Source organism: Luteimonas lutimaris (genome assembly GCF_039537065.1).
In the GTDB taxonomy this organism is placed as follows: Bacteria; Pseudomonadota; Gammaproteobacteria; order Xanthomonadales; family Xanthomonadaceae; genus Luteimonas; species Luteimonas lutimaris.
Genome location: NZ_BAAAZU010000004.1, coordinates 192,714 through 217,969, shown reverse-complemented (window position 1 = coordinate 217,969; position 25,256 = coordinate 192,714). Strand labels below are relative to the sequence as shown.

11 protein-coding genes are annotated in these 25,256 nt (G+C 70.3%); 3 read left to right on the top strand and 8 right to left on the bottom strand.

Going from position 1 to position 25,256, the window contains the following annotated elements; translation table 11 throughout:
* Positions 1-21: 21 nt before the first annotated feature.
* Positions 22-8,724 carry a glycoside hydrolase family 94 protein gene (locus tag ABD679_RS05065; protein WP_425561846.1) on the bottom strand — a complete coding sequence of 2,901 codons (8,703 nt, stop codon included), beginning with the start codon at positions 8,722-8,724 and terminating at the stop codon, positions 22-24.
* 16 nt (positions 8,725-8,740) lie between these two features.
* Complete coding sequence (locus tag ABD679_RS05060) at positions 8,741-12,631, bottom strand: GH36-type glycosyl hydrolase domain-containing protein (protein WP_344758876.1); 3,891 nt, start codon at positions 12,629-12,631, stop codon at positions 8,741-8,743.
* 66 nt (positions 12,632-12,697) lie between these two features.
* Between ABD679_RS05060 and ABD679_RS05055 the strand changes: the two genes are divergently transcribed.
* The 3 genes from ABD679_RS05055 to gnd all read left to right on the top strand — a co-directional run bounded on the left by ABD679_RS05055 (position 12,698) and on the right by gnd (position 16,617).
* On the top strand, positions 12,698-14,152 hold the full coding sequence (locus ABD679_RS05055; RefSeq protein WP_344758875.1) for a glucoamylase family protein: 1,455 nt from the start codon (positions 12,698-12,700) through the stop codon (positions 14,150-14,152).
* Positions 14,152-15,642 (top strand): mercuric reductase, encoded by a 1,491-nt coding sequence (locus ABD679_RS05050; protein ID WP_344758874.1) that lies wholly within the window; start codon positions 14,152-14,154, stop codon positions 15,640-15,642. The genes ABD679_RS05055 and ABD679_RS05050 overlap by 1 nt, the downstream gene beginning before the upstream one ends.
* Before the next feature lie 66 nt (positions 15,643-15,708).
* Positions 15,709-16,617, top strand: coding sequence for a phosphogluconate dehydrogenase (NAD(+)-dependent, decarboxylating) (gene gnd / locus ABD679_RS05045; RefSeq protein ID WP_344758873.1), 909 nt, complete (start codon positions 15,709-15,711; stop codon positions 16,615-16,617).
* Between the two features lie 107 nt (positions 16,618-16,724).
* Here gnd and ABD679_RS05040 read toward each other — a convergent pair whose 3' ends face one another.
* The 6 genes from ABD679_RS05040 to zwf form a co-directional block, all read right to left on the bottom strand.
* Positions 16,725-16,937, bottom strand: a complete 213-nt coding sequence (locus ABD679_RS05040) for a hypervirulence associated TUDOR domain-containing protein (RefSeq protein WP_344758872.1) — start codon at positions 16,935-16,937, stop codon at positions 16,725-16,727.
* 2 nt (positions 16,938-16,939) lie between these two features.
* Entirely contained in the window at positions 16,940-19,027 is a 2,088-nt protein-coding gene (gene tkt / locus ABD679_RS05035; protein ID WP_344758871.1) for a transketolase, read from the bottom strand.
* Between the two features lie 120 nt (positions 19,028-19,147).
* On the bottom strand, positions 19,148-20,797 hold the full coding sequence (gene pgm / locus ABD679_RS05030; protein WP_344758870.1) for a phosphoglucomutase (alpha-D-glucose-1,6-bisphosphate-dependent): 1,650 nt from the start codon (positions 20,795-20,797) through the stop codon (positions 19,148-19,150).
* On the bottom strand, positions 20,797-22,437 hold the full coding sequence (gene pgi, locus ABD679_RS05025) for a glucose-6-phosphate isomerase (protein ID WP_344758869.1): 1,641 nt from the start codon (positions 22,435-22,437) through the stop codon (positions 20,797-20,799). The genes pgm and pgi overlap by 1 nt, the downstream gene beginning before the upstream one ends.
* A gap of 17 nt (positions 22,438-22,454) precedes the next feature.
* Positions 22,455-23,540, bottom strand: a complete 1,086-nt coding sequence (tal, locus tag ABD679_RS05020) for a transaldolase (protein ID WP_344758868.1) — start codon at positions 23,538-23,540, stop codon at positions 22,455-22,457.
* Between the two features lie 178 nt (positions 23,541-23,718).
* Entirely contained in the window at positions 23,719-25,107 is a 1,389-nt protein-coding gene (gene zwf, locus ABD679_RS05015; protein ID WP_344758867.1) for a glucose-6-phosphate dehydrogenase, read from the bottom strand.
* Positions 25,108-25,256 lie beyond the last annotated feature (149 nt).

The window sequence follows — 25,256 nt, the reverse complement described above, 5'->3', positions numbered from 1 at the left end:
TTGCGGTACCGCGGCGGAAGGTTACGCGCCCGGCTTCGAACTCCGTGGCAACCATAGCTCGACCTCGTGCTGCGCGCGGTCGTCGTGCAGGGGAATCGCAAGCCCGGTGTGCTCGACGCCGTCGACGCGCAGCCGTGGCGTGCCCTGCCCGGCTTCCTGGCGGACGTGGATGCGGTAGACGGTGTCGCGGTAGCGGTAGCGCACGCGGTACCCGGGCCAGTCGGGCGGGATGCAGGGCGACAGCCGCAGGCTGCCGCCTTCAAGCCGCAGTCCGAGCAGCGATTCGATAACCAGCCGGTACATCCACCCGGCCGAACCGGTGTACCAGGTCCAGCCACCGCGACCGACGTGCGGTTCGACCGCGTACACGTCCGCGGCCACCACGTAGGGCTCGACCTTGTAGGTGGCGATGCGCTCGGCACTGTCGCCGTGGTGGATCGGGTTGATCATCCCGAACAGTTCCCACGCGCGTGCGTGGTCGCCGAGTTCGGCGAAGGCCATCGTCGCCCACACCGCGGCATGGGTGTATTGGCCGCCGTTCTCGCGCACACCCGGAACATAGCCGCGGATGTAACCGGGATCCTGCGAGGTCTTGTCGAACGGCGGGTCCAGCAGCTGCACCAGGCCGGCGTCGCGGCGCACCAGGCGCTGGTCGAGCGACTCCATTGCCTGCGTGGCGCGCCCGGTATCGGCCGCGCCGGACAGCACCGACCAGCTCTGCGAGATCGAGTCGATGTTGCATTCGTCGCTTTCGGTCGAACCCAGCGGCGCGCCGTTGTCGAACCACGCGCGCCGGTACCAGGCGCCGTCCCAGGCGTGGTTCTCCAGGTTGTCGCGCAGCTGCGTGGCGCGTTCCAGGCAGCGCTCGGCGAACAGCAGGTCGCCGCGGTCGCGCGCCAGGACCTGGAAACGGCCGAGCACGTCGTAGAGGAAGAATCCAAGCCAGACGCTCTCGCCGCGGCCGCCCTCCCCCACCCGGTTCATGCCGTCGTTCCAGTCGCCGGTGCCGATCAGCGGCAGGCCGCGTTCGCCGAACAGGTCGAGTGCGCGCTGCAGGCTGCGCACGCAGTGCTGGTACAGGGTTTCGCGCGTGCCCGAGCGCGATGGCAGGTCGTAGTAGGACTCCTCGTCGGGATTGACGCGGCGTCCCTCGACGTAGGTCATGCGCTCGTTGAGCACGTCGCGGTCGCCGGTCGCCTCGACGTAGCGGCAGGTCGCCAGTGGCAGCCACAGGTAGTCGTCGGAGCAGCGCGTGCGTACGCCGCGGTCCAGTGGCGGGTGCCACCAGTGCTGCACGTCGCCGTCGATGAACTGGTGCTCGGCGCAGAGCAGCAGGTGGTCGCGCGCGAGCTTCGGCTCGGCGTGCAGCATCGCCATCGTGTCCTGCAGCTGGTCGCGGAAGCCGAACGCGCCACCGGACTGGTAGTAGCCGCTGCGCGCGAAATAGCGGCAGCCGATGGTCTGGTACAGCAGCCAGCCGTTGGCGAGCAGGTCGACCGACGGCTCGGGCGTCTCGACCTGTACCGCGCCCAGCGTGCGCAGCCAGCCGATGCGTACTTCGTCCAGCGCGTCCCAGGCCGCGTCGCGGCCGCGCGTCTCGCGCAGCGTCGCCAGCGCCTCGGGCCGGGTACGTCCGGCGCCGAGGCGGAACACGACGTCGCGCGACTGCCCCGGCGCCAGGTCCAGCGGCACCTGCAGCGCGGCGCAGGGGTCGAGCCCCGCGCCCAGCCGCCCGGACAGGCGTTCGCGCGTCATCGCCGCCGGCGCGCGCAGGCTGGCGTTGCGTCCGACGAACTCGGTGCGGTCGCCGCCAAGGCTGTGGCGCGCTTCCTCGCCGTGCCAGCCGGCCGCGTCGACGTCCGCGGCGAAGAACGCGGTGCGGCCGCCGAACTCGGTGTTGTAGGCGTTGCGCGCGAGTATGGCCTGGCCGTGCTCGGTATCGGCCTCGGTCACGACGTGCATTTGCGTGCGCGCGCGCAGGTCGCCGAGGATCCACTCGACGTAGCCGGTGGCGCTGAGCCTGCGGGTGCGGTCGCCGGTGTTGCGCACGCGCAGCACGCTGTACTTGACCGCGGCCTCGCGCGCCACGTAGACCCACAGCTCGCTGGCGATGCCGTCCTGCTCGTGCTCGTAGACGCTGTAGCCGAAGCCGTGCCGCACCCGGTAGGCGCCCTCGCCGCGGCACGGCAGCGGGGTCGGCGACCAGAACTGGCCGGTCTGCTCGTCGCGCAGGTAGAAGGCCTCGCCGCTGGCGTCGGTCACCGGATCGTCGTGCCAGGGCGTGAGGCGGAACTCGTGCGCGTTCTCGGCCCAGGTGTAGCCGACGTTCGACTCGCTGGCCACGCAGCCGAAGTGCGGGTTCGCGAGCACGTTCGACCACGGCGCCGGCGTGGTGCTGCCCGGCGGCAGGTCGATCACGTATTCGCGGCCGTCGGCCGAGAACGCACCGATGCCGTTGCCCACGCGCAGCGGCTCCGAGACCGGGTCGAACGGCCACGGGTCGACCATGGCGTTGCCGCCGCGCCCGACGTCGGCGTGTTCGTCTTCGGTGGGCAGCGGCATCAGTTCGTACTGGGTCGGCTGCGGCTGCAGCGGCGGTACCACCGTTTCCGGCGGCGGGCGGCGCGCGACCTGTTCGGCAAGCGTGCCGTGCGCGTCGCCGACGATCACGCGCGCCACCGACTGCAGCAGGATGCGGTCTTCCTGCGGAAGCTGGTGCGCCGGGCGCACGAAGATGCCGCCGGGGCGGTCGATCACGTTGGCTTCCACGCCGGCCGAAATCAGTCCCATGATCTGGTCGTGCAGCTGCTGGCGGTAGCCGCCCTGCTCCTCGTTCCAGATCACCAGGTCGACGGTCAGGCCCTTGAGCCGCCAGTATGCGTAGGCCTGCACCATCTGCCGCACCAGCTCGATGTTCTCCGCCTCCTTGATCTGCACCAGCACGATCGGGTGGTCACCGGAAATCGCCTGCCCCCACAGCCCCGACTGCCCGCGCCGGTTCTGCAGCAGTACCGAGGGATCGGCGCGCAGCGCCGGATGCGCGTGCAGCACCAGCCCGGCCAGGCGCTCGTACAGCTGCGCGTCGGCCTGGGTGGCGTTGATCTGGCGGCGCACCACCTGGCTGTGGGTCCAGGCCAGGTCGAACACGCGGTCCGCCAGGCGGCGGTCGCGGTACTTGTCGACCAGCGACGCGCAGTCGGCGCGCGCGCCGGCCACGCCGGTGACCATGTCGATGATCGCGGTCTGGTCCGGCGCCAGCGTGATCTGCGACCGGATCGCGACGATCGGATCGAGCACCGACCCTTCGCTGCCCGACAGCGGCCCGGCTTCCAGCAGCGCCTTCGGCGTGCGCGCGTCGTGGCCGCGGCCGATGAACCGCGAGCGGTCGGTCTCGTAGGAAATCTGCACGATGTCCGCGTCGTGCACGGCGACCAGGTGGAACATCCACGGCGGCACTTCATCGTGCGCGCGTGCGCGCCGCGTGCACAGGATCGCCTGCCGCCCGGGCACCAGCTCGGTCTGCACGAACAGGTTGCTGAAGGCCGGATGCAGCTCGTCGGAGACCGCCGGCGCCAGCACCACTTCCGCATAGGTCGTGATCTCGATTGTGCGCGGGCCGCGCGACTGGTTGGTCACGTGCAGGCGACGCAGCTCGATGTCGTCCTCGGGCGAAACGGCGATTTCCAGGTGCGTCTCGAAGCCCTGCTTGCGGCCGCGGAACTCGGCCTTGGCGTCGGAGAAGATCGCCTCGTAGCCCGACACCTCCACCGCGGTGGGCTGGTGCGAGGCCGACCAGAACTCGCCGCTGTCCACGTCGCGCAGGTAGCACCAGCTGCCCCAGGGGTCGCGCGTGCCGTCCTCGCGCCAGCGCGTCACGGCCATCTCGTGCAGGCGGCTGTAGCCGCCGCCGGCGCTGGTCAGCATCGCGTGGTAGCGGCCGTTGGACAGCATCTGCACCGCCGGCCGCGGCGAGGAGGCGTTGCGGAAGATGCGCAGGCGGGTTTCCGCCGTGTCCGGGACCACCGCCGCGCCGGCGACCTCGGTGGTATGCGGGTGGAACGCGCCGGTGCGCGGGATACGCTCCTGCAGCAGCAGCAGCGTCGCCTGAAATTCGGGATCGGACACGAACCGGCGCTGCATCGGCTGGTCGTGCAGCAGGTAGTCCAGCGCCAGCAGCCCCATGCCCTGGTGGTGGGCCATGTACGAGCGCACCAGCGCATGCGCCTGCCCGCGCGGCAGGCGCGCGGGCGTGTAGTCGATCGCCTCGTACATGCCGTGGCGGCCGGAAAAACCCGCGGCAACCATGCGCTGCAGGTTGGCGCACGCTTCGGCCGGCGCGACCATCAGCGCCATCATGCTGGCGTACGGCGCGATCACCAGGTCCTGCGCCAACCCGCGCCGCAGGCCCAGGCCCGGCACGCCGAAGGCGCGGTACTGGTAGTTCATGCGCGCATCGATGGTGTTGTAGCCGGACTCGGAAATGCCCCACGGCACGTCGCGCTGGCGGCCGTACTCGATCTGCCGGACCACGGAGGCCTGCGCGGTCTGGTCGAGCAGCGAGCCTTCGTAACTGGGCATCACCAGCTGTGGCATCAGGTACTCGAACATCGAACCGCTCCACGACAGCAGCGCGGGATCGCCGTCGATGTCGGTCAGCAGCCGGCCCAGCGCGAACCATGCGTCCTGCGGCAGCTGGCCGCGCGCGATGCCCAGGAAGGTCCCCAGCCGCGCCTCCGACGCCAGCAGGTCGTAGTAGCCCGGATCGCTGCGATGTTCGTCGACGTTGTAGCCGATGGTGAGCAGGTGGCGGCTGCGGTCGTAGAGGAAGTCGAGTTCCATTTGTGCGCACTGGCCGGCGATGTGGGCCAGGCGCTCGAATTCGGCGATGCGCTCGCGGGCGGTGGCCGCGACGCCCGCATCCGGCCGGCTGGCCAGCTCGCGCAGGGTCGGGATCGCGGACGCCGACAGTGCCTCCGGCAGCCATGCCAGCGCGGCGCCGGCGGCGCGGCATTGGTCGAGCAGCTTGTGCGCCCAATACGCGGCTTGCGTGGATGCATCGGCGTCCGCATCGGGTTCGGGTTCGAAGGACTCCCCGGGCGCGGCCAGCGGCTCGGCCAGAGACGCCAGCTCGGCAACCGCGCGCGCGGCCTCGCCGCAGGTCGCCGGCGGCGCGGCCAGCAGCGCGTCGAGCCTGGCGCGCAACTCCGCCGGCAGTTCGCCGCCGCTCTCTACCAGTACGCCGGCGACATCACCCAGGCCCTGCCAGGTGGCAGGCGCCAGCACCGGTGCATCCGGCTGTGCCAGCAGCCCCTGGCGCAGGGTCAGCAGGTGCCCGGAGAGGTTGCCGCTGTCCACTGTCGACACGTACCGCGGCGGCAGCGGGTGCAGCGTTTCGGTGTCGTACCAGTTGTAGTAGTGACCGCGGTGCCGCGGCAGCGCTTCCAGCGTGTCCAGCGTGCGGCCGATGCGTTCGGCCATGGGCGCGGGCTGCAGGTAGCCGAAATCCTGCGCGGACAGGTTGGCCAGCAGCGCCAGGCCGATGTTGGTCGGCGACGTGCGCCGCGCGACCTGCAGTGCGGGATGCTCCTGGATGTTGTCCGGCGGCAGCCAGTGGTCGGCGGCGGTGACGAAATCCTCGAAGAACGCCCAGGTGCGCCGCGACAGCCGGCCGAGGAACCTGCCCTGCTCCGCCGACAATCCCGATGCGGCGCGCTTGCGTGGCCGGCCGGTCCACCAGGCCAGCACCGGCGACAGCAGCCACAGCGCCAGCAGCGGCGCGGCCACCGGCAGCGCCGTCGGGTGCAGGCGCAGCAGCGCCGCGGCCACAGCGAATACGAACACCGGCGCGAACCACATCGAGCGCAGCGACGCCGCCAGCCCGTCGCCGAGCGTCTTCTCGACTTCGCTCGACGGACTCCACTGCAGCATGCGGCGGTGCGAGACCAGCATCCGCCACAGCGTCCGCGCGATCGCATCCAGGCTGTAGAAGGCTTCGTACGGCAGCAACGCCGCCCCCAGCGCGATCCTTGCCAGGTCGCGCCCCGCGGCCTGCGCGCGATGCCGCAGGTGCGCACGCAGCGGCAGTTCGGCGGGCTTGTCCAGCAGTGCGGTCAGGGCCGCCATCAGCGGCGCGACCAGCAGCGTCGACAGGACCCACAGCGTCCAGCCCAGCGGGTGCGGCGCCAGCAGCCAGCCGAGCACGAACAGCGCCACCGTCGCCGTCGGCACCAGGCTGCGGCGCAGGTTGTCGAGCAGCTTGCCGCGCGACAGCATCGACAGCGGATTGCGTTCGTGCCGGCCGTTGCCGGTCGGCACCCACGGCAGCAGCCACGGCAGCAGCTGCCAGTCGCCGCGGATCCAGCGGTGGCGGCGCTTGACCTCGAGCGCGTAGCGCGACGGGTAGTCCTCGTACAGCTGCACGTCGCTGACCAGGCCGGCGCGGGCGTAGCAGCCTTCGAGCAGGTCGTGGCTGAGGATGCGGTTGTCGGGGAAACGTTCGTCCAGCGACTGCTCGAAGGCGGCGACGTCGTAGATGCCCTTGCCGACGAACGAGCCCTCGCCGAACAGGTCCTGGTACACGTCCGAGACCGTGCGCGTGTACGGGTCGATCCCCGGTTCGCTCCCGAACAGCCGCGAGTACCACGAATGCCGCTCGCCGCCCATGCTGGTGCCCACGCGCGGCTGCAGGATGCCGTAGCCGCCGTCGACCACGCCACGGCGCGTGTCGATCCGCGCGCGGTTGAGCGGGTGCGCCAGCGTGCCCACCAGCTCGCGTGCGGCGTCGCGCGGCAGCCGGGTGTCGGTATCGAGCGTGATCACGTAGCGCACGCCGCGCAGCACGCCGGCGTCGCCGACGATCATCGAGAACGCACCCCCGTCGCCCAGGCGCAGCAGCGCATTGAGCGCGCCCAGCTTGCCGCGCTTGCGTTCGTGGCCCATCCACTTGCGCTCGCGCGGGTTCCAGCTGCGCGGCCGGTGCATGAGGAAGAAGATGTCGTCGCCGTCGCCGGCATGGCGGCTGTTGAGTGCCTCGATCTCCTCGCGCGCCGCGGTCAGCGCGCCGGCGTCCTGCGCCAGCACCTGTTCGTCGGCGTCGAGGAAGTCGGTCAGCAGCGCGAAGTGCAGGTTGCGGTCGCGGTTGGCGAGGAACCGGACTTCCAGCGCGTCCACCAGCGGGCCGACCGTCGACGCGTCGCCGATCATCGTCGGCACCACCACCAGCGTGCGCGCGTCGGGCGGGATGCCGGCCGAATAGTCCAGCCGCGGCAGCGCCCGCGGCATGACCAGGATCGTCGCGAACCAGTTCACTAGCACCACGCCCAGCTCGCTGAAGGCGATCACGCACAGCACTGCGACCAGCCACAGCAGGCCGCGGTCGCCGAGGATCGCGTACGCGTCCTGGACCAGGCCGAAGGTGAACAGAGCCACGATGCCGGCGATCGGCAACACGTACAGCGGCAGCGGCACGCGCCCGGTGCCGCGTCGCAGCGCCACCAGCGGGCCACGACGCAGCGACAGCCTGCGCTCCAGCACCGGGCGCCCGGCGTCGACCAGGTAATAGCCCACGTGGGTGGCGATGCCGTCGCCGGCGTCGCGCGCGAGTTCGAGCACAGTGCGGGCGACATCGGTCTCGGCCAGCTTGCCGCGGCGGGCGATGTCCTCGACCACGTGCCGGTAGCGGTCGCGGGTGGCGAAATCCATGCGCCCGTAGGTGCCATCGGGGTCGTCGCGCAGCGTGGCCTCGACCATGCTCATGGTCTCGACGAACTCGCGCCAGTCGGTCATCGACAGCAGGCGCAGGCTGCCGATGCTGTTGCTGATCGACACCTGGTCGGCGGCCTGCTGCCGGTTCTCGACCTGCACCAGCTGCGCGATGCCCTGCTCGTGGTCCGCCAGCCACTGCTCGATCCAGGTCAGCGGCAGGCTCAGCGCCGCACCCTGCCCCTGCAACCGGCGCACGATCTCGGCGACGAAGGCGCTGCTCGGCGGCGGCTGTGCGCGCGCCATGTCGGCGATCACCAGCACCACGCTCTTGGGATCGGACTCGGCCCTGGCGGCGAAACGGTCGGCCCACACGTCGGCCAGGTCGCGGTCGATGCGGCCGGTGATCACCTGTGCGCTGACCCGGCGCAGGTTCTCGATCAGCGCCAGCCGCAGCATGATCGGGATCGCCCACAGTTCGCCCAGCGTGAGCGGGGTGACCGACTGGTAGGCGGCGATGAAGCGCCCCAGGCTCTCGACGTCGACGCGGCCGTCGCCGTGCGAGATGGCGTTCAGGGCGATGTCGTACACCCGCGGCAGCTGGTCGGACGGTCCGCCCTCCAGGCGCGGCAGCTCGCGGCTGTAGCCCTTGGGCAGGTGGCGGCGGGCGATGCGCACCTGCTCCTCGACCAGGTACAGGTTGTCGAGCAGCCAGTCGCCGGCCGGCGTCAGCCGGCGCTTTGCGTGCGCGGCTTCGCTGAGCAGCTTGCTGGCGCGCTGGATCACCGCCTCGTTGGCGCTCAGGCGGGCCAGCAGCGGGTCGGCGCTGCGGCGTTCGCTCAGCGTGTGCGCCTGCGCGAGCACGCGGCCGTGGCGTTCCATCTGCTCGGCGCTGAACAGCTGCGAGCGCAGGGGCTGTTCCTGTTCGCCGATGGCGGATGCGGGTTCGTTGCGCGGCTGGCGGCGTGCACGCCGGGCCAGCCACTGGCGCGCGGTTTCGCCGGGCAGCTTGCGGTTCGACATCACGCGCCGGCCGCCATCAGCGGCCGAGTTCAACGATCACGCGGTGCGTCGCGCCGTCGTCGCGCAGCGGCACCAGGCACGGCTCGACGTCCAGCGACTTGCCGTCGAGTTCGCAGCGGGCAATGCCGGTGCAGGCGCCGTGCGGGTTGGCGACTTCGATCGCGTAGCGGCTGTCGCCGCGGCGGTATTCGATCGAGAACCCCGGCCAGCCGCGCGGGATGCACGGGGCCAGGCGCAGGTGGTCGCCCTGCAGCCGGAAGCCCAGGATCGCTTCCAGCCCCGCGCGGTACAGCCACGCGCCGGAGCCGGTGTACCAGGTCCAGCCGCCGCGACCGACGTGCGGCGCGACCGAGTACACATCGGCGACCGCGACATACGGCTCGACCTTGTAGCGGTGCACGCCCTCGGGAGTCGATGCATGGTGGATCGGGTTGATCAGCGAGAACAGTTCGAACGCGCGGTCGCCGTCGCCCAGCTTCGAGAACGCGAAGATCGACCACTGCGAACCATGCGTGTACTGGCCGCCGTTCTCGCGCAGGCCGGGCGGATAGGCCTTGATGTAACCCGGGTCGTGGCCGGTGTGCTGGAACGGCGGGGTGAACAGCGGCGCGAGCTTCTCGTCGCGCAGGATCAGTTGGCGGTCGACCTGCTCCATCGCCGAACGCGCGTGCGCCGGATCGCCGCCACCGGCGATGACGCTCCACGACTGGGCGATGGCGTCGATGCGGCACTCGTCGCTTTCGTGCGAGCCCAGCGGCGTGCCGTCGTCGTAGTAGCCGCGCCGGTACCACTGGCCGTCCCAGCCGCCGGCGTCCAGCCCCTTGCGCACGGTGGCCGCGACCTGCTCCCAGCGCGCCGCGCGCGCTTCGTCGCCGCGCGCCTTCGCATGCGGCGCGAACGCGTCGATGGTCGCGCACAGGAACCACCCCAGCCACGAACTCTCGCCCCTGCCGCGCTCGCCGACGCGGTTCATGCCGTCGTTCCAGTCGCCGGTGCCGAACAGCGGCAGGTCGTGCGCGCCCAGCGACAGGCTCGCGTCGATCGCGCGTGCGCAGTGCTCGTACAGGCTGGCGTCACTGCCGGCGGTCGTGGGCCTGTAGTAGGCCTCGTCCTGGCCGTCTTCCAGCTGCGGGCCCTCGATGAAGGGCTGACGCGTGTCGAGCACACCGGTGTCGCCGGTGGTGTCCATGTAGTGGCAGGCCACGAACGGCAGCCACAGGCGGTCGTCGGTCATGCGCGTGCGGATGCCCTCGCCGCCCGGCGGCAGCCACCAGTGCTGCACGTCGCCCTCCTCGAACTGGCGCCCGGCAGCCCGCAGCAGCTGCGCGCGGGTTTCGTCCGGGCGCGCGATGCAGGTCGCCATCACGTCCTGCAGCTGGTCGCGGAATCCGTAGGCGCCGCTGGCCTGGTAGTAGGCGGTGCGCGCCCACACCCGGCAGCACAGCGCCTGGTACAGCAGCCAGCCGTTGAGCAGCAGGTCCATGCCGCGGTCGGGCGTGCGCACCTGCACGGTGCCGAGGATGTCGTCCCACTGCCGCGTTGCCGCCTGCAGCACGGCGTCGAGGTTGGCCTGGCGATAGCGCTGCACGAGTTCGCGCGCGGCCTCGGCGCTGTCGGCATCGCCAAGCAGCAGCACGATCTCGTCTTCGCCATCCGCGGGCAGTTCCACGCGCGTCTGCAGGACACCGCAGGGATCGAGCCCGGCGCCGGTGCGGCCCGACAGCGGCGCGTCGTCGCGCAGCGCGGCGGGCGCGGCCAGGTCGCCGTGCAGGCCCAGGAATTCGAAACGGTCGCCGCTGTGCGACTGCTGCCGCCCGCGCAAATCCATGAACGCCACGCGCTCGCCGAATTCCGCGCGCCAGGCGTTGGTGGCGAACAGCGCGCCGGTGCCTTCGTCCAGGGATGTGGCCACGAACGGCGCCGGCCGGGTGCCGTTCGGCCCCAGCGCCCACTGCACGAAGGCGGTGATCGACAGCCTGCGCGCGCGGCCGGAGCGGTTGCGCAGCCGCAGCCGCGAGATCTTCAGCCCGTCGTCGACCGGCACGTACTGCAGCAGATCCAGTTCGATGCCGTCCCCCGTGTGCCGGAAGCGGCTGTAGCCGTGGCCGTGGTGGGCGACGTACTCGCCGCCGTCGCCGCAGCGCGGCAGCGCGGTGGCGGTGAACAGCCGACCGTCGGCCTCGTCGCGCACGTACAGCACGTCCTGCGGCGGGTCGCAGACCGGATCGTTGGCCCACGGCGTGAGCGGATTGCGCTGGCTGTTGCCCGACCACGCGTAGCCGCCGCCGGCTTCGGTGGCGGTGAAGCCGAAGTCCGGGTTGGCGACCACGTTGAGCCACGGCATCGGCGGCAGCGCGCCGTTGCGGACGACGGTGACGTACTCGCGGCCGTCGTCGGCGAAGCCGCCGTGGCCATTGAAGAATTCCAGCGATGCCGCGATGCCGCCGTCCATGTCCGGTTCACGCGGCACCGGCATGGCAGTCGTCGTGCGTGCATGCACTGCGTTGCCGAACGCGCCCGCGTCGTCCGGCAGCGCATCGACCTGCGCGGCGAAGTCGCCGTCGCGCTGGTCGAGGACGATGGCCGCCGCAGCCGCCAGTCCGGCCCGCAATGCATCCGATGCCTCGTCGGCCTGGAATGCGAACAGGTTCGGCTTGCCGTCCGGCGGCGGATTGCGCTCCGCCCAATCGTCGAAACGGGACTGCAACGCCTCATGCGCGCCGCGGGTGCGGGCGACGGCCACGATGTCGGTGTCCACGCCATGCGCACGCCAGTACGTGCCGGCATCCAGCAGCGCGTCCACCAGCGCCAGCCCGGCGTCGTCGTCGATGTGCAGCAGCACGATGGGACGGTCGCCGGAAATGCCGCCGGCCCAGAGCGTGGGCGCCCCGCCCTGCCCCTTCGCCCGCACGCCGGGGGCGGCACGCAGCGCGGGGTCCGGATACAGCAGCGCCGCCGCCAGCCGCTGGAAGCGCCGCGCCTGCCCCGCGTCGACGCCGATCGTCGCCAGCAGCGCCTGCGCATGCTTCGATGCCCCGTCCGCGACGTCCGCGAAGGCATCGCGGCCATGGAAGCGGTCGACCAGCGCCAGCACCTGCTCGCGGGTATCGGCCGCCACCGTCCACAGCTGCAGCGTGACCGCCTGGCCCGGGGTGATGCGGACCCGGCGACGCAGGCAGAACACCGGATCGAGCACGGTGCCGACCGTGCCGGACAGCGTGTCGGATTCGAGCGCCAGGGGCCGGCGTGCATCGCGGCCGCGGCCGATGAAGCGCGCGCGATCGGTTTCCCGCTGCGGCTCGGCGGCGTCGCCTTCGGCTTCCAGCCACTGCGCGGCGCAGATCGACGGATCGCCCGGCGTGCGCACGCGGCGCGTGGCGAGCAGTGCCTGCCGGTCGGCCAGCCACTCGGTGCGCACGAACATCCTGGAGAACGCCGGATGCGCCGCGTCGCCCTGCGGCGGCGCCAGCACCAGCTCGGCGTAGCTGGTCACCTCGATGGTGCGCGCGCGGTCTCCATTGTTGCGTAGCAGGATGCGCCGCGTTTCGGCATCGGCATCGCCGGCAACGACCACCTCGGTCGAAGTTTCGACGTCGCCGTCGCGGCGGCGGATGCACGCCCGTCCTTCCGCGAAGTCCGCCGCGTAGTCGTCCGGCACCGCGCCCGTGGGCTGCAGCCCCGCCGACCACGTCGTGCCAGTGTCGACGTCGCGCAGGTAGATCCAGCAGCCGCAGTCGTCGCGAGTCGGGTCCGCGTGCCAGCGGGTGATCGCGCAATTCCGCAGCCGGCCGTAGCCGGCGCCGGACGCGGTGAGCATCACCGCGTGGCGTCCGTTGGACAGTAACTGCAGCCGGGGCACCGGAAGGCGAGGCTTGTTCGACGGCTTCCCGGTTGCTTGCTCTGGCATGGAACGTGGACTCCAGCGGACGACCACCCTTTATGACACACGCCCGGTCACGGCGGGGTAAACGTCATGGGCTACTCACAACTTCTCGCCTACACTGCCGCCAAGGTGCCGAATACGACCCACAACCGCGCCGCAGATGCATTGGCGGCCGAGCCACTCGACCGCGACATGCCGCAGGCTTCCGCAACCTCGCTCGATGCGGCATCGACCGACGCAGCGTCGACCGACGCGATGCTCGACCGCTGCCAGCGCGCCGCCTTCGGCTATTTCCTGCGCCACCGCAATCCGGCCAATGGCCTGTACGCCGACACCTCGCGCGCAGGTTCGCCGATCAGCATCGCCGTGGTCGGGTTCGCGCTGTCGGCCTACCCGGTGGCAGTCGAACGCGGCTGGATCAGCCGCGCGGAAGCCGTCGAACACTGCACCGCCGCGCTGCGCTTCTTCCGCGACAGCAACCAGGACGGCAGCCCGGAGTCGACCGGCTACAAGGGCTTCTATTTCCACTTCCTGGACCAGGACGCCGGCACGCGGGTGTGGCGCTGCGAGCTGTCGATGATCGACACCGCGCTGCTGATCGTCGGCGCGTTGATGGCGGCGCGTTACTTCGACGCCGATACGCCCGCCGAGGCCGATCTGCGCATGATTGCCGACCAGCTGTACCGGCGCATCGACTGGCGCTGGTCGCAGAACGGCGGCGACACGATCATGCAGGGCTGGAAGCCCGAATGCGGCTTCCTGCACTACGGCTGGGAAGGCTACAGCGAGGCGATCGTGCTGTACGTGCTGGCGCTGGGATCGCCCACGCACCCGATCGGCGAGGACTGCTACCGCGCCTGGACCCGCACCTACCAGTGGGAAAACCTGTACGGCCACGGCTTCCTCTACGCCGGGCCATTGTTCATCCACCAGTTCTCGCATGCGTGGATCGACCTGCGCGGCATCCGCGACCGTTTCATGCGCGAAAAGCAGTGCGACTACTTCGAGAACAGCCGCCGTGCCGTGCACGTGCAGCGCGCCTACGCCTGCATCAACCCGCGCGGCCACGCCGGCTACGACGAGGACTGCTGGGGCCTGAGCGCCTGCGAGGGCCCCAGTGACGAGATCCGCAGCGTCGACGCCGAGCCGCGCCACCTGTTCGGCTACGCCGCGCGCGGCGTGCCTTACGGGCCGGACGACGGCACGTTGTCGCCGCCGGCGGTGCTGGCCTGCATGCCGTTCGAGCCGGGGCTGACGCTGCGGGCCATCGGTACCATGTGCCGGCGGCATCCGGAGATCGTCCACGAACACGGCTTCACCAGCGGCTTCAACGCCGACCTGCGCGGCGCGGACGGCAAGGTATGGGTGTCGCCGGGCCTGTTCGGGCTCGACCAGGGGATCATCGTGCTGATGCTGGAAAACCACCGCAGCGGCCTGCCCTGGGCACTGATGCGCGGCTGCCGGCCCATCGTCGACGGTCTGCGCCGCGCGGGCTTCGACGGCGGCTGGCTCGACGCCACCGCACGCGACGCGGGAGGCACCTGATGCGGCACCACCGCGATTCCGGCTCCGGCACGGTGGTCGATACGGCCGTCCGCAATGAACTGCGCGACAACCTGCGCCCGCCGCAGTGGCGCAACCCCGAGCCCGCCGACCGCTACGGTCTGGTCGTGGTCGGTGCCGGTGCCGCCGGGCTGGCGGCCGCACGGGAGGCCGCCGCCAGCGGTGTGCGCGTGGCACTGGTCGAACGCGACCTGCTCGGCGGCGACCGGCTCAACTTCGGCTGCGAACCTTCCAAGGCCCTGGTCCGCACCGCCCGCGCCTATGCCGAAATGCGCGACGCGCGCAGCTACGGCGCGACCGCGCCACCGGTCGAAGTGGACTTCCACGCCGCGATGGAGCGCGTGCTGCGGCTGCGCGCGCGTCTGAGCCGCGCGATCTCGCCGCGGATGCTGGCCGCAGCCGGCATCGACCTGTTCTTCGGCCATGCCGTGTTCCAGGGGCCGGACCGGCTGGAGCTGGACGGCATGCCGCTGCCCTTCGAGAAGGTCCTGCTCGCCACCGGCGCCGAGCCCGACGTGCCCGACATCCCCGGCCTGCGCGAGGTGGGCTACTTCACCAACGAGACCATCTTCGGCATCGGCAGCCTGCCCCGGCGGCTGCTGGTCATCGGTGGCGGCCCGCTGGGCTGCGAGCTGGCGCAGGTGTTCCGCCGCTTCGGCAGCAGCGTGATCATCGTCCAGGACATGCCGCTGTTCCTCCCGCACGAGGAGCGCGACGCTGCGCAGATCCTGTCGGTGGCCTTCGCGCGCGACGGCATCGAGGTGCGGCTCAACACCGCCGTGACCGCCGTGCGCCACGCCGACGGCGAGATCCACGCCGACCTGCGCAGCGACGACTACATCTCCAGCGTCGCCGCCGACGCGGTACTGGTCGGCACCGGCCGCATCCCGCGCCTGGACGACATGGGCCTGGACGCGGCCGGCGTCACCCACGACCCCGTCCGCGGCGTCCATGTCGACCCGCACCTGTGCAGCCACAACCCCGCGGTCTACGCGGCCGGCGATGCCTGCATGGCGCACCGCTTCACCCACGTCGCCGTCGCCACCGCGCGCATGGCCGTGGCCAACGCGCTGCGCGGCGAGCGGCAGCGGCTCGACAAGCTGGTCATCCCCTGGTGCACGTACACCGATCCGGAAATCGCGCACGTCGGCCTGTACGTGCGCGAGGCGATGCGCGACGGGATCGCGATCTCCACCAGCACGATCCCGCTGCATGCCGTCGACCGCGCGGTGCTTGACGGCGATGACGTAGGCTTCATCAAGCTCCACGTCGCCGATGGCAGCGACCACATCCTCGGCGCGACCATTGTTTCGCGCAGCGCCGGCGAACTGATCGGCCAGGTCACACAGGCGATGGCCAACGGCATCGGCGTGCGCGGGCTGGCCAGGGTCATCCACCCCTACCCCACCGAATCGTCGGCGATCGGCGAGGCCGCGCGGGCGTGGTGTTGCGAGCATCCGCCGCACGACTAGGCCGCCGGCGCTCATCGCGACGCACGGATACCTTCCACACATCGACTGCAAAGAGAGGACACGCAAATGGAACTGGGCATGATCGGCTTGGGCAAGATGGGCGCGAACATGGCGCAGCGCCTGGTACGCGGCGGACACCGCGTGGTCGGTTTCGACCCGGATTCGGACGCACGCGCCGCAGTCGAGGCATTCGGTGCCGAGACGGCGGACTCGCTTGAATCCATGGTCGACAAACTGCCCGCGCCGCGGGTGGCCTGGATGATGGTGCCGGCCGGCGACATCACAGGCGGCACTGTCGACGCGCTGATGGGCCTGCTGGCCACGGGCGACACGATCGTCGACGGCGGCAACTCCAACTACAAGAACACGCTCGACCGCGCCAAGGCCGTTGCCGACAAGGGCATGCACTACATCGACTGCGGCACCAGCGGCGGCGTGTGGGGGCTGGCCGAGGGCTACAGCATGATGGTCGGCGGCGAAAAGGACGCGGTCGAACGCCTGCGGCCGGTGTTCGAGACCCTGGCGCCGGGCAAGGAGCAGGGCTGGGGCCACGTCGGCCCGAGCGGCGCCGGCCACTTCACCAAGATGGTCCACAACGGCATCGAGTACGGCCTGATGCAGGCCTATGCGGAAGGCTTCTCGATCATGGAACACAAGAAGGAATTCGGCCTCGACCTGCACCAGGTCGCCGGGATCTGGCGCACCGGCAGCGTCGTGCGCTCGTGGCTGCTGGACCTGACAGCCGACGCCCTGGGCAAGAACCCGGCGATGGACGGTATCGCCCCGTTCGTGCCCGACTCCGGCGAAGGCCGCTGGACCGTCGCCGAAGCGATCGACCTCGACGTTCCGGCGCCGGTGATCACCCAGTCACTCATCGCGCGGCTGCGCTCGCGCGACGGCGAGTCGTTCGCCGACAAGCTGTTGTCGGCGATGCGCAACGAGTTCGGCGGGCATGCGATGAAGAAGGAGCAGTGATGGGTGACCGGGTGAACTGGTGAATTGGAGAGTTGTGGGAGCGGCCATGGCCGCGATGCTTTTCGGGGCAGGCCAATCGCGGCCATGGCCGCTCCCACAAGGCTTGGTCAGGCCTTCTTCTTCAGCGCCCCACCCTTGTGCACCGCCACGTGATCGGTCTTGTTGCTCTTGATCTCGTACTGCGGGTCATCCTCGCTGCAGTGCCGCGTGTAACCGTGCCAGTCGAAGTCCTTCACGTGGACCTTGGTGATCTTGCCGCCGACGTGGCCGGCCTCGGAGTTCCAGCTGACGTGGTCCCCGACCTTGAACTTGTGCGCCATCTTCAATCCTCCCGTTTCCAATCCCCACGCGCCAGCAACGCGCGCGCACGCGCGCAGACGTTGTCGACGGTGAAGCCGTAGCGTTCCAGCATCTCGTCGCCCGGTGCCGAGGCGCCGAAGCGGTCGACGCCGAGCACGTCGCCGTGGTCGCCGACGTAGCGGTGCCAGCCCTGCGGCGAGCCCGCCTCCACCGCCAGCCGCGCGGGGACATCCGGCGGCAGCACGGCATCGCGATACTCCGGCGGCTGTCCGTCGAACAGCGACCAGCACGGCATCGAGACCGCGCGCGCGGCGATGCCTTCCTCCTGCAGCTTCTCCGCGGCGGAAAGGACCAGCCCCGTTTCGGCGCCGGTACCGATCAGCACTACCTCCGGCTCGCCGTCGCCGGCGTCGAGCAGCACGTAAGCGCCCTTGCGCAGGCCGTCAGCCGATGCGTATCGGTCGCGGTCCAGCGTCGGTACCTTCTGCCGCGACAGCGCCAGCGCCACCGGACGGTCGGCGGCTTCCAGCGCGACGCGCCAGGCCACGGCGGTCTCGTTGGCATCCGCCGGCCGGATCACCAGCAGCTCCGGCACCGAGCGCAGGCCGGCGAGCTGCTCCACCGGCTGGTGCGTCGGTCCGTCCTCGCCCAGGGCAATGGAGTCGTGGGTGAACACGTGCACCACGTGCAGGCGCATCAGCGCGGCCAGGCGCATCGGCGGACGCATGTAGTCGGAGAAGATCAGGAAGGTCGCGTCGTAGGGGATCACGCCGCCGTGCGCGGCCATGCCGTTGCAGATCGCGCCCATCGCGTGCTCGCGCACGCCGAAGTGCAGGTTGCGGCCGGCGTAGCTCCAGCCGCCGCCGGTCGAGCCCTGCTCGTCCTCGCCCGGCGTGGCGCGCGGGTCGAAATCGCCCAGGCCCTTCACTGCGGTGTAGGTCGAAGGGTCGAGGTCCGCAGAGCCGCCGGTCAGCGCGGGCAGCTTCGGCGCGATCGCCGACAGCACCTTGCCGCCAGCCTCGCGCGTGGCCATGCCCTTCGCGTCGGCGGGAAACACGGGAATGTCCGCGTCCCAGCCGTCGGGGAGCTTCGCTTCCAGGCTGCGGCGCAGTTCGGCCGCCTCGTCGGGGAAAGCCTTCGCGTAGGCGTCCAAGCCCTGCTGCCAGACGTCCTCGTCGCGCTTGCCGCGGTCGAGTGCGGTGCGGAAGTGCGCCATCGCGTCGTCCGGCTGCAGGAAAGATGGCTGTTCGGGCCAACCGAGCTTGCGCTTGGTCGCCGCGACATCCTCCTCGCCCAGTGGCGAGCCATGCGCCTTGTAACTGTCCTGCTCCGGCGAGCCGTAGCCGATGTGGGTACGCACCAGCACCAGCGACGGCCGTGCGGTCTCGTCGCGTGCCTGCTGCAGCGCCTGTTCGATGGCGGCCACGTCGTTGCCGTCGTCGACGGTCTGCACGTGCCAGCCGTAGGCGGCGAAGCGCGCGGCGCGGTCCTCGGTGAAGGTGATGTCGGTGCCGGCGGCGAGCGTCACGCTGTTGTCGTCGTAGAGCACGTTGAGCTTGCCGAGCTTGAGGTGGCCGGCGAGCGATGCGGCTTCGGACGCCACGCCTTCCATCAGGTCGCCGTCGCTGGCGATCACCCAGGTGTGGTGGTCGATGACGGCGTGGCCGGGGCGGTTGTAGCGCGCCGCCAGCTGCGCCTCGGCCATCGCCATGCCCACCGCGTTGGCCAGGCCCTGCCCCAGCGGCCCGGTGGTGACTTCCACGCCCGGCGTATGGCCGCGTTCGGGATGCCCCGGTGCCTTGCTGCCCCACTGCCGGAACTGCCTGATGTCGTCGAGCGAGAGGTCGTAGCCGGTGACGTGCAGCAGGCTGTACAGCAGCGCCGAACCGTGGCCGGCGGACAGCACGAAGCGGTCGCGATCAGTCCACTCCGGATTGGCCGGATTGTGCTTGAGGAATCGCTGCCACAGCACGTAGGCCATGGGCGCGGCGCCCAGCGGCAGGCCGGGGTGGCCGCTGTTGGCGTTCTGCACCATGTCGACGGAGAGGAAGCGCAGCGTGTCGATGCAGCGTTGGTCGAGGTCGGTTTGCCGATCGCCGGGATGTGACATGGAAATCCTCCGTGTCGATGCGGGTCGCGGGCAGCGGGGATCGTCGCTCACGGTGAACCGTGGTTTGTGTGCCGGTCATCCCCGTTTTCGCTGGAATGACGATGCCTTCGGGATGACCTGCTACGGCTGTCCCAGTGCGGCGTCCACGATCCCCTGCGCCTCGGCGAGGATCGCCTGCAGGTGGTCGCGGCTTTCGAAGCTTTCGCCGTAGATCTTGTAGATGTCCTCGGTGCCCGACGGCCGCGCGGCGAACCAGCCGCGGTCGGAGACCACCTTGATGCCGCCGATCGCGGCATCGTTGCCGGGCGCCTTGTCCAGCACCTGGCTGATCGCGGCGCCGGCGAGCGTGTCGGCCTTCAGCTGCCCCGGGGAGAGCCTGGCCAGCGCCTTCTTCTGCTGCGCGCTGGCGGGCGCCTCGATGCGGTCGAAGAAGACCTCGCCGAAGGCATCGCACAGGCCGCGGTAGTGCCCGGCGGGATCGTGGCCGTTGCGCGCGGTGAGTTCGGCCGCGAACAGCGCCGGCGCCATGCCGTCCTTGTCGGTGGTCCACACCGTACCGTCGCGGCGCAGGAAACTGGCGCCCGCGCTCTCCTCGCCGCCCAGCCCGAGTGAGCCGTCGAACAGGCCGTCGGCGAACCACTTGAATCCCACCGGCGTCTCGTACAGCTTGCGCCCGAGGCGTTCGGCGACGCGGTCGATCATGCTGCTGCTGACGACCGTCTTGCCGACGGCAGAACTCGCGCCCCACTGCGGGCGGTTGCGGAACAGGTCGTCGACCATCGCCGCCATATAGTGGTTGGACGGCAGCAGCCCGGCCTTCGTCACCACGCCGTGGCGGTCGTGGTCGGTATCGCAGGCGAAGGCGACGTCGAAGCGGTCCTTCATTCCGATCAGCCGCTGCATCGCGTACGACGAGGACGGGTCCATGCGGATCTGCCCGTCCCAGTCCAGGGTCATGAAGGCGAAAGTCGGATCGACCTGCTCGCTGACCACGTCGAGATCGAGCCGGTAGCGTTCGGCGATGCGCGCCCAGTAGTGCACGCCGGCGCCGCCGAGCGGGTCGACGCCAAGGCGCAGGCCCGCGGCGCGGATCAGGTCGAAGTCGAGCACGTTGCCCAGGTCTTCGACGTAGTGGCCGAGAAAATCGTGTTCGCGCGTGGTCGCCGCCGCGCGGGCCTGTGCCAGCGGCAGGCGCGGCACATCCTTCAGGCCGGTTTCGAGCAGCGCATTGGCGCGGTCCTGCACCTGGCGGGTGATCGTGGTGTCGGCCGGCCCGCCGTTGGCGGGGTTGTACTTGAAGCCGCCGTCGCCGGGCGGGTTGTGCGAGGGCGTGACGACGATGCCGTCGGCCAGACCGGAATCGCGGCCGCGGTTGTGGACCAGGATCGCGTGCGACACCGCGGGCGTCGGCGTGAATTCGTCGCCCTGCGCGATCCGCACCTCCACGCCGTTGGCGGCCAACACTTCCAGCGCGCTGTCACGCGCCGGCTTCGACAGCGCGTGGGTGTCGATGCCCAGGAACAGCGGGCCGTCGATGCCCTGCGCCCTGCGGTACTCGCAGATCGCCTGGGTGATGGCCAGCACGTGCTGCTCGTTGAAGCTGCCATCGAAGGCGGTGCCGCGATGGCCGGAAGTACCGAAGGCCACGCGCTGCGCGGGGTTGGTCGGGTCCGGCTTCACGTCGAAGTAGGCCGCAAGCAGCCTGTCGACGTCGACCAGCTGCGCCTGGGTTGCCGGCTTGCCGGCCAGCGGACTGATATGCGTGCCCATCAGTGCGTTCCCCGCTGTTCCCGATAGCGCCGGATCAGCGCATTGGTGGAGCTGTCGTGGCGCAGCTCCGGCAGGCGGGCGGCGGCCAGTTCGCTGGCGGTCTGCTTTGCCAGCACCTTGCCCAGCTCCACGCCCCACTGGTCGAAGGAGTCGATGTCCCAGACCACGCCCTGCACGAACACGCTGTGCTCGTACAGCGCCACCAGCGCGCCCAGCGCGTGCGGCGTGAGCTTCTGCGCCAGGATCGTGCTGCTGGGCCGGTTGCCCTCGAAGGTCTTGTGCGGCACCAGGGCATCGGCCACGCCTTCGGCGCGCACCTCGTCGGCGGCCTTGCCGAACGCCAGCGCCTCGCCCTGCGCGAACAGGTTGGCCATCAGCAGGTCGTGCTGCTCGCGCAGGGGACTGAGCGGTTCGCAGAAGCCGATGAAGTCGCAGGGCACCAGCCGTGTGCCCTGATGGATCAGCTGGTAGAACGAGTGCTGGCCGTTGGTGCCCGGCTCGCCCCAGTACACCGGCCCGGTCTGGTAGTCGACGCGGCGGCCGTCGAGCGTCACCGACTTGCCGTTGCTTTCCATCGTCAGCTGTTGCAGGTAGGCCGGGAAACGCTTGAGGTACTGCGCGTACGGCAGTACGGCCACGGTGTCGGCGCCGAGGAAGTCGTTGTTCCAGATCGCAACCAGTGCCATCAGCACCGGCAGGTTGCGCTCGAACGGGGTGTCGCGGAAGTGCTCGTCCATTTCGTGGAAGCCCGCGAGCATGTCGCGGAAATTCTCCGGGCCGATCGCGATCATGGTCGACAGGCCGATCGCTGAATCCATCGAATAGCGCCCGCCCACCCAGTCCCAGAAGCCGAACATGTTGTCGGTGTCGATGCCGAAGTCGCGCACGCCGTCGGCATTGGTCGACACGGCCACGAAATGCTTCGCCACCGCGGACGCGTCGCCGCCCAGCCCGTCCAGGCACCACGTGCGCGCCGCGTGCGCATTGGCCAGCGTCTCCAGCGTGGTGAAGGTCTTGGAGCAGACGATAAACAGCGTTTCCGCCGGGTCCAGCCCGCGCACGGCCTCGCTGAAGTCGGTGCCGTCGACGTTGGACACGAAGCCGAAATGCATGTCGCGGTTGCTGAAATCGCGCAGCGCCTCGTACGCCATCACCGGCCCGAGATCCGAGCCGCCGATGCCGATGCTGATGACGTTGCGGATGCGCCTGCCCGAGTGCCCGGTCCACTGCCCGCCGCGCACGCGGTCGGCGAAAGCCGCCATGCGGTCGAGCACCTCGTGCACCTGCGCGACCACGTCGACGCCGTCGACCTCCAGCCGCTCGCCCTTCGGCATCCGCAGCGCGACGTGCAGCACCGCACGGTCCTCGGTGCGGTTGATGTGCTCGCCCGCGAACATCGCCGCCGTGCGCGCGGACAGTTCGCAGGCGTCGGCCAGTTCCAGCAGCAGGCGCAGCGTGTCTTCGTCGACGCGCTGCTTGGAATAGTCCAGGTACAGCCCGGCGCCTTCGGCGGTGAGCCGCTGCCCGCGCGCGGGATCGGCCGCGAACAGGTCGCGCAGGCGGGTGCCGGCGATCGCCGTGGCGTGTTCGGCCAGCGCCTGCCACTGCGGGCGCTGCGTCAGCGGTACGGGCTTGTCCATGTCGTCCTCCGGCCTGCTCAGCGGTTGCCGTCCAGCGCCTTCGCCTTGTTGGCGATGCGCTGCATCAGCTGCTTCCAGGACTTGACGAAGGAATCCGCGCCTTCTTCCTGCAGCTTGGCTGCCAGCGCATCGATGTCGACGCCGGCCGCGGCGATCTTCGCCAGCATGTCCGCCGAATCGCCACCGTCGTCGGCCAGCACGCCGCCGACCTTGCCGTGGTCGGCGAAGGCGCGCAGGGTCTTCTCGGGCATGGTGTTGATCGTGTCCGGCGCGGCCAGCGCTTCGACGTAAAGCGTGTCCGGCGCGTTCGGATCCTTGGTGCCGGTGCTGGCCCACAGCAGGCGCTGCGGTTGCGCGCCCGCGGCGGCGAGCTTCTTCCAGCGGTCCGACGCCAGCAGTTCGCGGTAGGCACGGTAGGTCTGCTGGCCGACGGCGATGCCCAGCCGGTTGTGCAGTTCCGCAGGCAGCTGCTCCGCGCCGGCCTTGTCCCAGCGGCTGATGAACAGCGACGCCACGGAACCGACCTTCGGGTCCAGGCCGGCCCCGATGCGGCGTTCGATGCCGCGCAGGTAGGCTTCGGCCGCGGCCAGGTATTGTTCGGTGGAAAACAGCAGGGTCACGTTGATCGGCACGCCGGCAAAGATCGATTCCTCGATCGCCGGGATACCCTCGGGCGTGCCGGGGATCTTCACGAACAGGTTGTCGCGTTCGGCCTGCGCGAAGATGCGCCTGGCTGCCTCGATGCTGCCGCTGGTGTCGGCGGCCAGCAGCGGCGAGAGCTCCATCGACACCCAGCCATCGACGCCGTCGGTGGCATCGAACACCGGCCGGAACAGGTCGGCCGCGCGGCGCAGGTCCTCCAGCGCGAGTTCCACGAACAGCACCTCGTCGCGCTTGCCGGCGGCAGCCTTGTCGCGGATGCCGGCGTCGTAGGCGTCGCTGTCGCCGATCGCCTGGTCGAAGATCGTGGGGTTCGAGGTCAGGCCGGTGATCGCGAAGTCGGCGATGTAGCGCTGCAGCGTGCCGTCGTCGAGGATCTCGCGGGTGATGTTGTCCAGCCAGAGGCTCTGGCCGGCGTCGCGCAGGGATTGCAGGTGGGTCATGTCGGTTCCTGTCAGTACGTAGCGGATGCCGTGGGGCCGCCGGGCGCTGCCTGCCGGCAGGCGCGGGGACCGGATTCTTGCAGGTCGAAGGCGGCCAGTTCCGCCCGCGAGCGGTCGTTGCCCGGCAGGGTGTTGTTGACATCCAGCAGGGGCACCACGCCAGTGGCCGGGTCATGGCCTAGCACGGCGAGCTGGTCTCGGGCTTCGGATCGTTCCAGCCTTCGTCGTCGGCGATGATGGAACGGGCAGATGCCGGGCCCCAGGTGCCCGGCTCGTAGGGTTCGACGGCTGCGTGGTCGCCCAGCACCGGATCGACCACGCGCCACGCCGCCTCCACCGATTCGTCGCTGGTGAACAGCCCCGTGTCGCCGCGGATGGCGTCGCCCAGCAGGCGCTCGTAGGGAGACTTCTCGTCGGCGTACTGGTGGCGTGCGGTCAGTTCGACGTCCTCGCCGACCATCTCGTCGCCGGAGCGCTTGACCCGCACGCCGGTGGAAATCACGACCTCCGGGCTCAGCCGCAGGCGGAAGTAGTTCGAATAGGCCGGCTGGATCTCGTCGAAGATCGACATCGGCGGGCACTTGAGGTCGACGATCACCTGGGTCGAGGTGATCGGCAGGCACTTGCCGGCGCGGATGTAGAACGGCACCCCGGCCCAGCGCCAGGTGTCGATGTGCAGGCGCAGCGCGGCAAAGGTTTCCATGTCCGAATCCGGCTCCACCCCGGCCTCCTCGCGGTAACCGCGGAACTGCCCGCGCACCAGCTCGTCGTGCTGTAGCGGGCGCATGGCGCGGAACAGGCGCAGCTTTTCCGCGCGGATCGACTCGGGGTCGCGGCCGATCGGCGCGTCCATCGCCAGCAGCGCCACCACCTGCAGCAGGTGGTTCTGGACCACGTCGCGGATCGCGCCGACGCTGTCGTAGAAGCTGCCGCGGCCCTGGACGCCGAACTGCTCGGCCATGGTGATCTGCACGTTGTCGACGTAGGTGCGGTTCCACAGCGGCTCGAGGAAGGCGTTGGCGAAGCGGAAGTACAGCAGGTTCTGCACCGCCTCCTTGCCCAGGTAGTGGTCGATGCGGAAGATCGCCGACTCGTCGAAGACCTCGTGCAGGGTCGCGTTGAGCGCCTGCGCCGAGGCCAGGTCGCGGCCGAACGGCTTCTCGACCACCACCCGCGCGCCCCTCGCGCTGCCGCTGGCGTCGAGCGCCCGGACCACGGGACCGAACAGGCTCGGCGGGATGGCCAGGTAGTGCAGCGGGTGTTCGGCGCCGCCCAACACCTTGCGCAGTCGCTCGAAGGTGGCGGCGTCGTTGTAGTCGCCGTCGATGTAATGCATCTGCGCGGATAGTTTGGCGAAGGCCGCCTCGTCAACGCCGCCGTTGTGCTCGAGGCTGTCGCGGGCGCGCTCGCGCAGCTGGTCGACGGTCCAGTCCGAATGGGCCACGCCGATGACCGGCATGTCGAACCCCCCGCGGGCGACCAGCGCCTGCAGCGCGGGGAATATCTTCTTGTAGGCAAGGTCGCCGGTGGCGCCGAAGAACACGAATGCGTCGGAAACGGAAGTCAAGCGTCATCCAGTCCATGAAACAGTGCACCCGCCATGCTAGCCGCCGCCGGGTTAATACCGGGTCATCGCCCGGCCGGTCTCGAACCCGTGCCGCGCCCGACCCGCCCCCTTGCAGGAGCGGGTTCAGCCGCGAGCCTTTGCCCCTCCCC

Coding starts and splice junctions, on each gene's coding strand:
- ABD679_RS05055 (WP_344758875.1), top strand. CDS start 12,698: ATGGGCTACTCACAACTTCTCGCCTACACTGCCGCCAAGGTGCCGAAT.
- tal (WP_344758868.1), bottom strand. CDS start 23,540: ATGACCCACCTGCAATCCCTGCGCGACGCCGGCCAGAGCCTCTGGCTG.
- ABD679_RS05060 (WP_344758876.1), bottom strand. CDS start 12,631: ATGCCAGAGCAAGCAACCGGGAAGCCGTCGAACAAGCCTCGCCTTCCG.
- tkt (WP_344758871.1), bottom strand. CDS start 19,027: ATGTCACATCCCGGCGATCGGCAAACCGACCTCGACCAACGCTGCATC.
- ABD679_RS05050 (WP_344758874.1), top strand. CDS start 14,152: ATGCGGCACCACCGCGATTCCGGCTCCGGCACGGTGGTCGATACGGCC.
- ABD679_RS05065 (WP_425561846.1), bottom strand. CDS start 8,724: ATGTCGAACCGCAAGCTGCCCGGCGAAACCGCGCGCCAGTGGCTGGCC.
- gnd (WP_344758873.1), top strand. CDS start 15,709: ATGGAACTGGGCATGATCGGCTTGGGCAAGATGGGCGCGAACATGGCG.
- ABD679_RS05040 (WP_344758872.1), bottom strand. CDS start 16,937: ATGGCGCACAAGTTCAAGGTCGGGGACCACGTCAGCTGGAACTCCGAG.
- pgi (WP_344758869.1), bottom strand. CDS start 22,437: ATGGACAAGCCCGTACCGCTGACGCAGCGCCCGCAGTGGCAGGCGCTG.
- pgm (WP_344758870.1), bottom strand. CDS start 20,797: ATGGGCACGCATATCAGTCCGCTGGCCGGCAAGCCGGCAACCCAGGCG.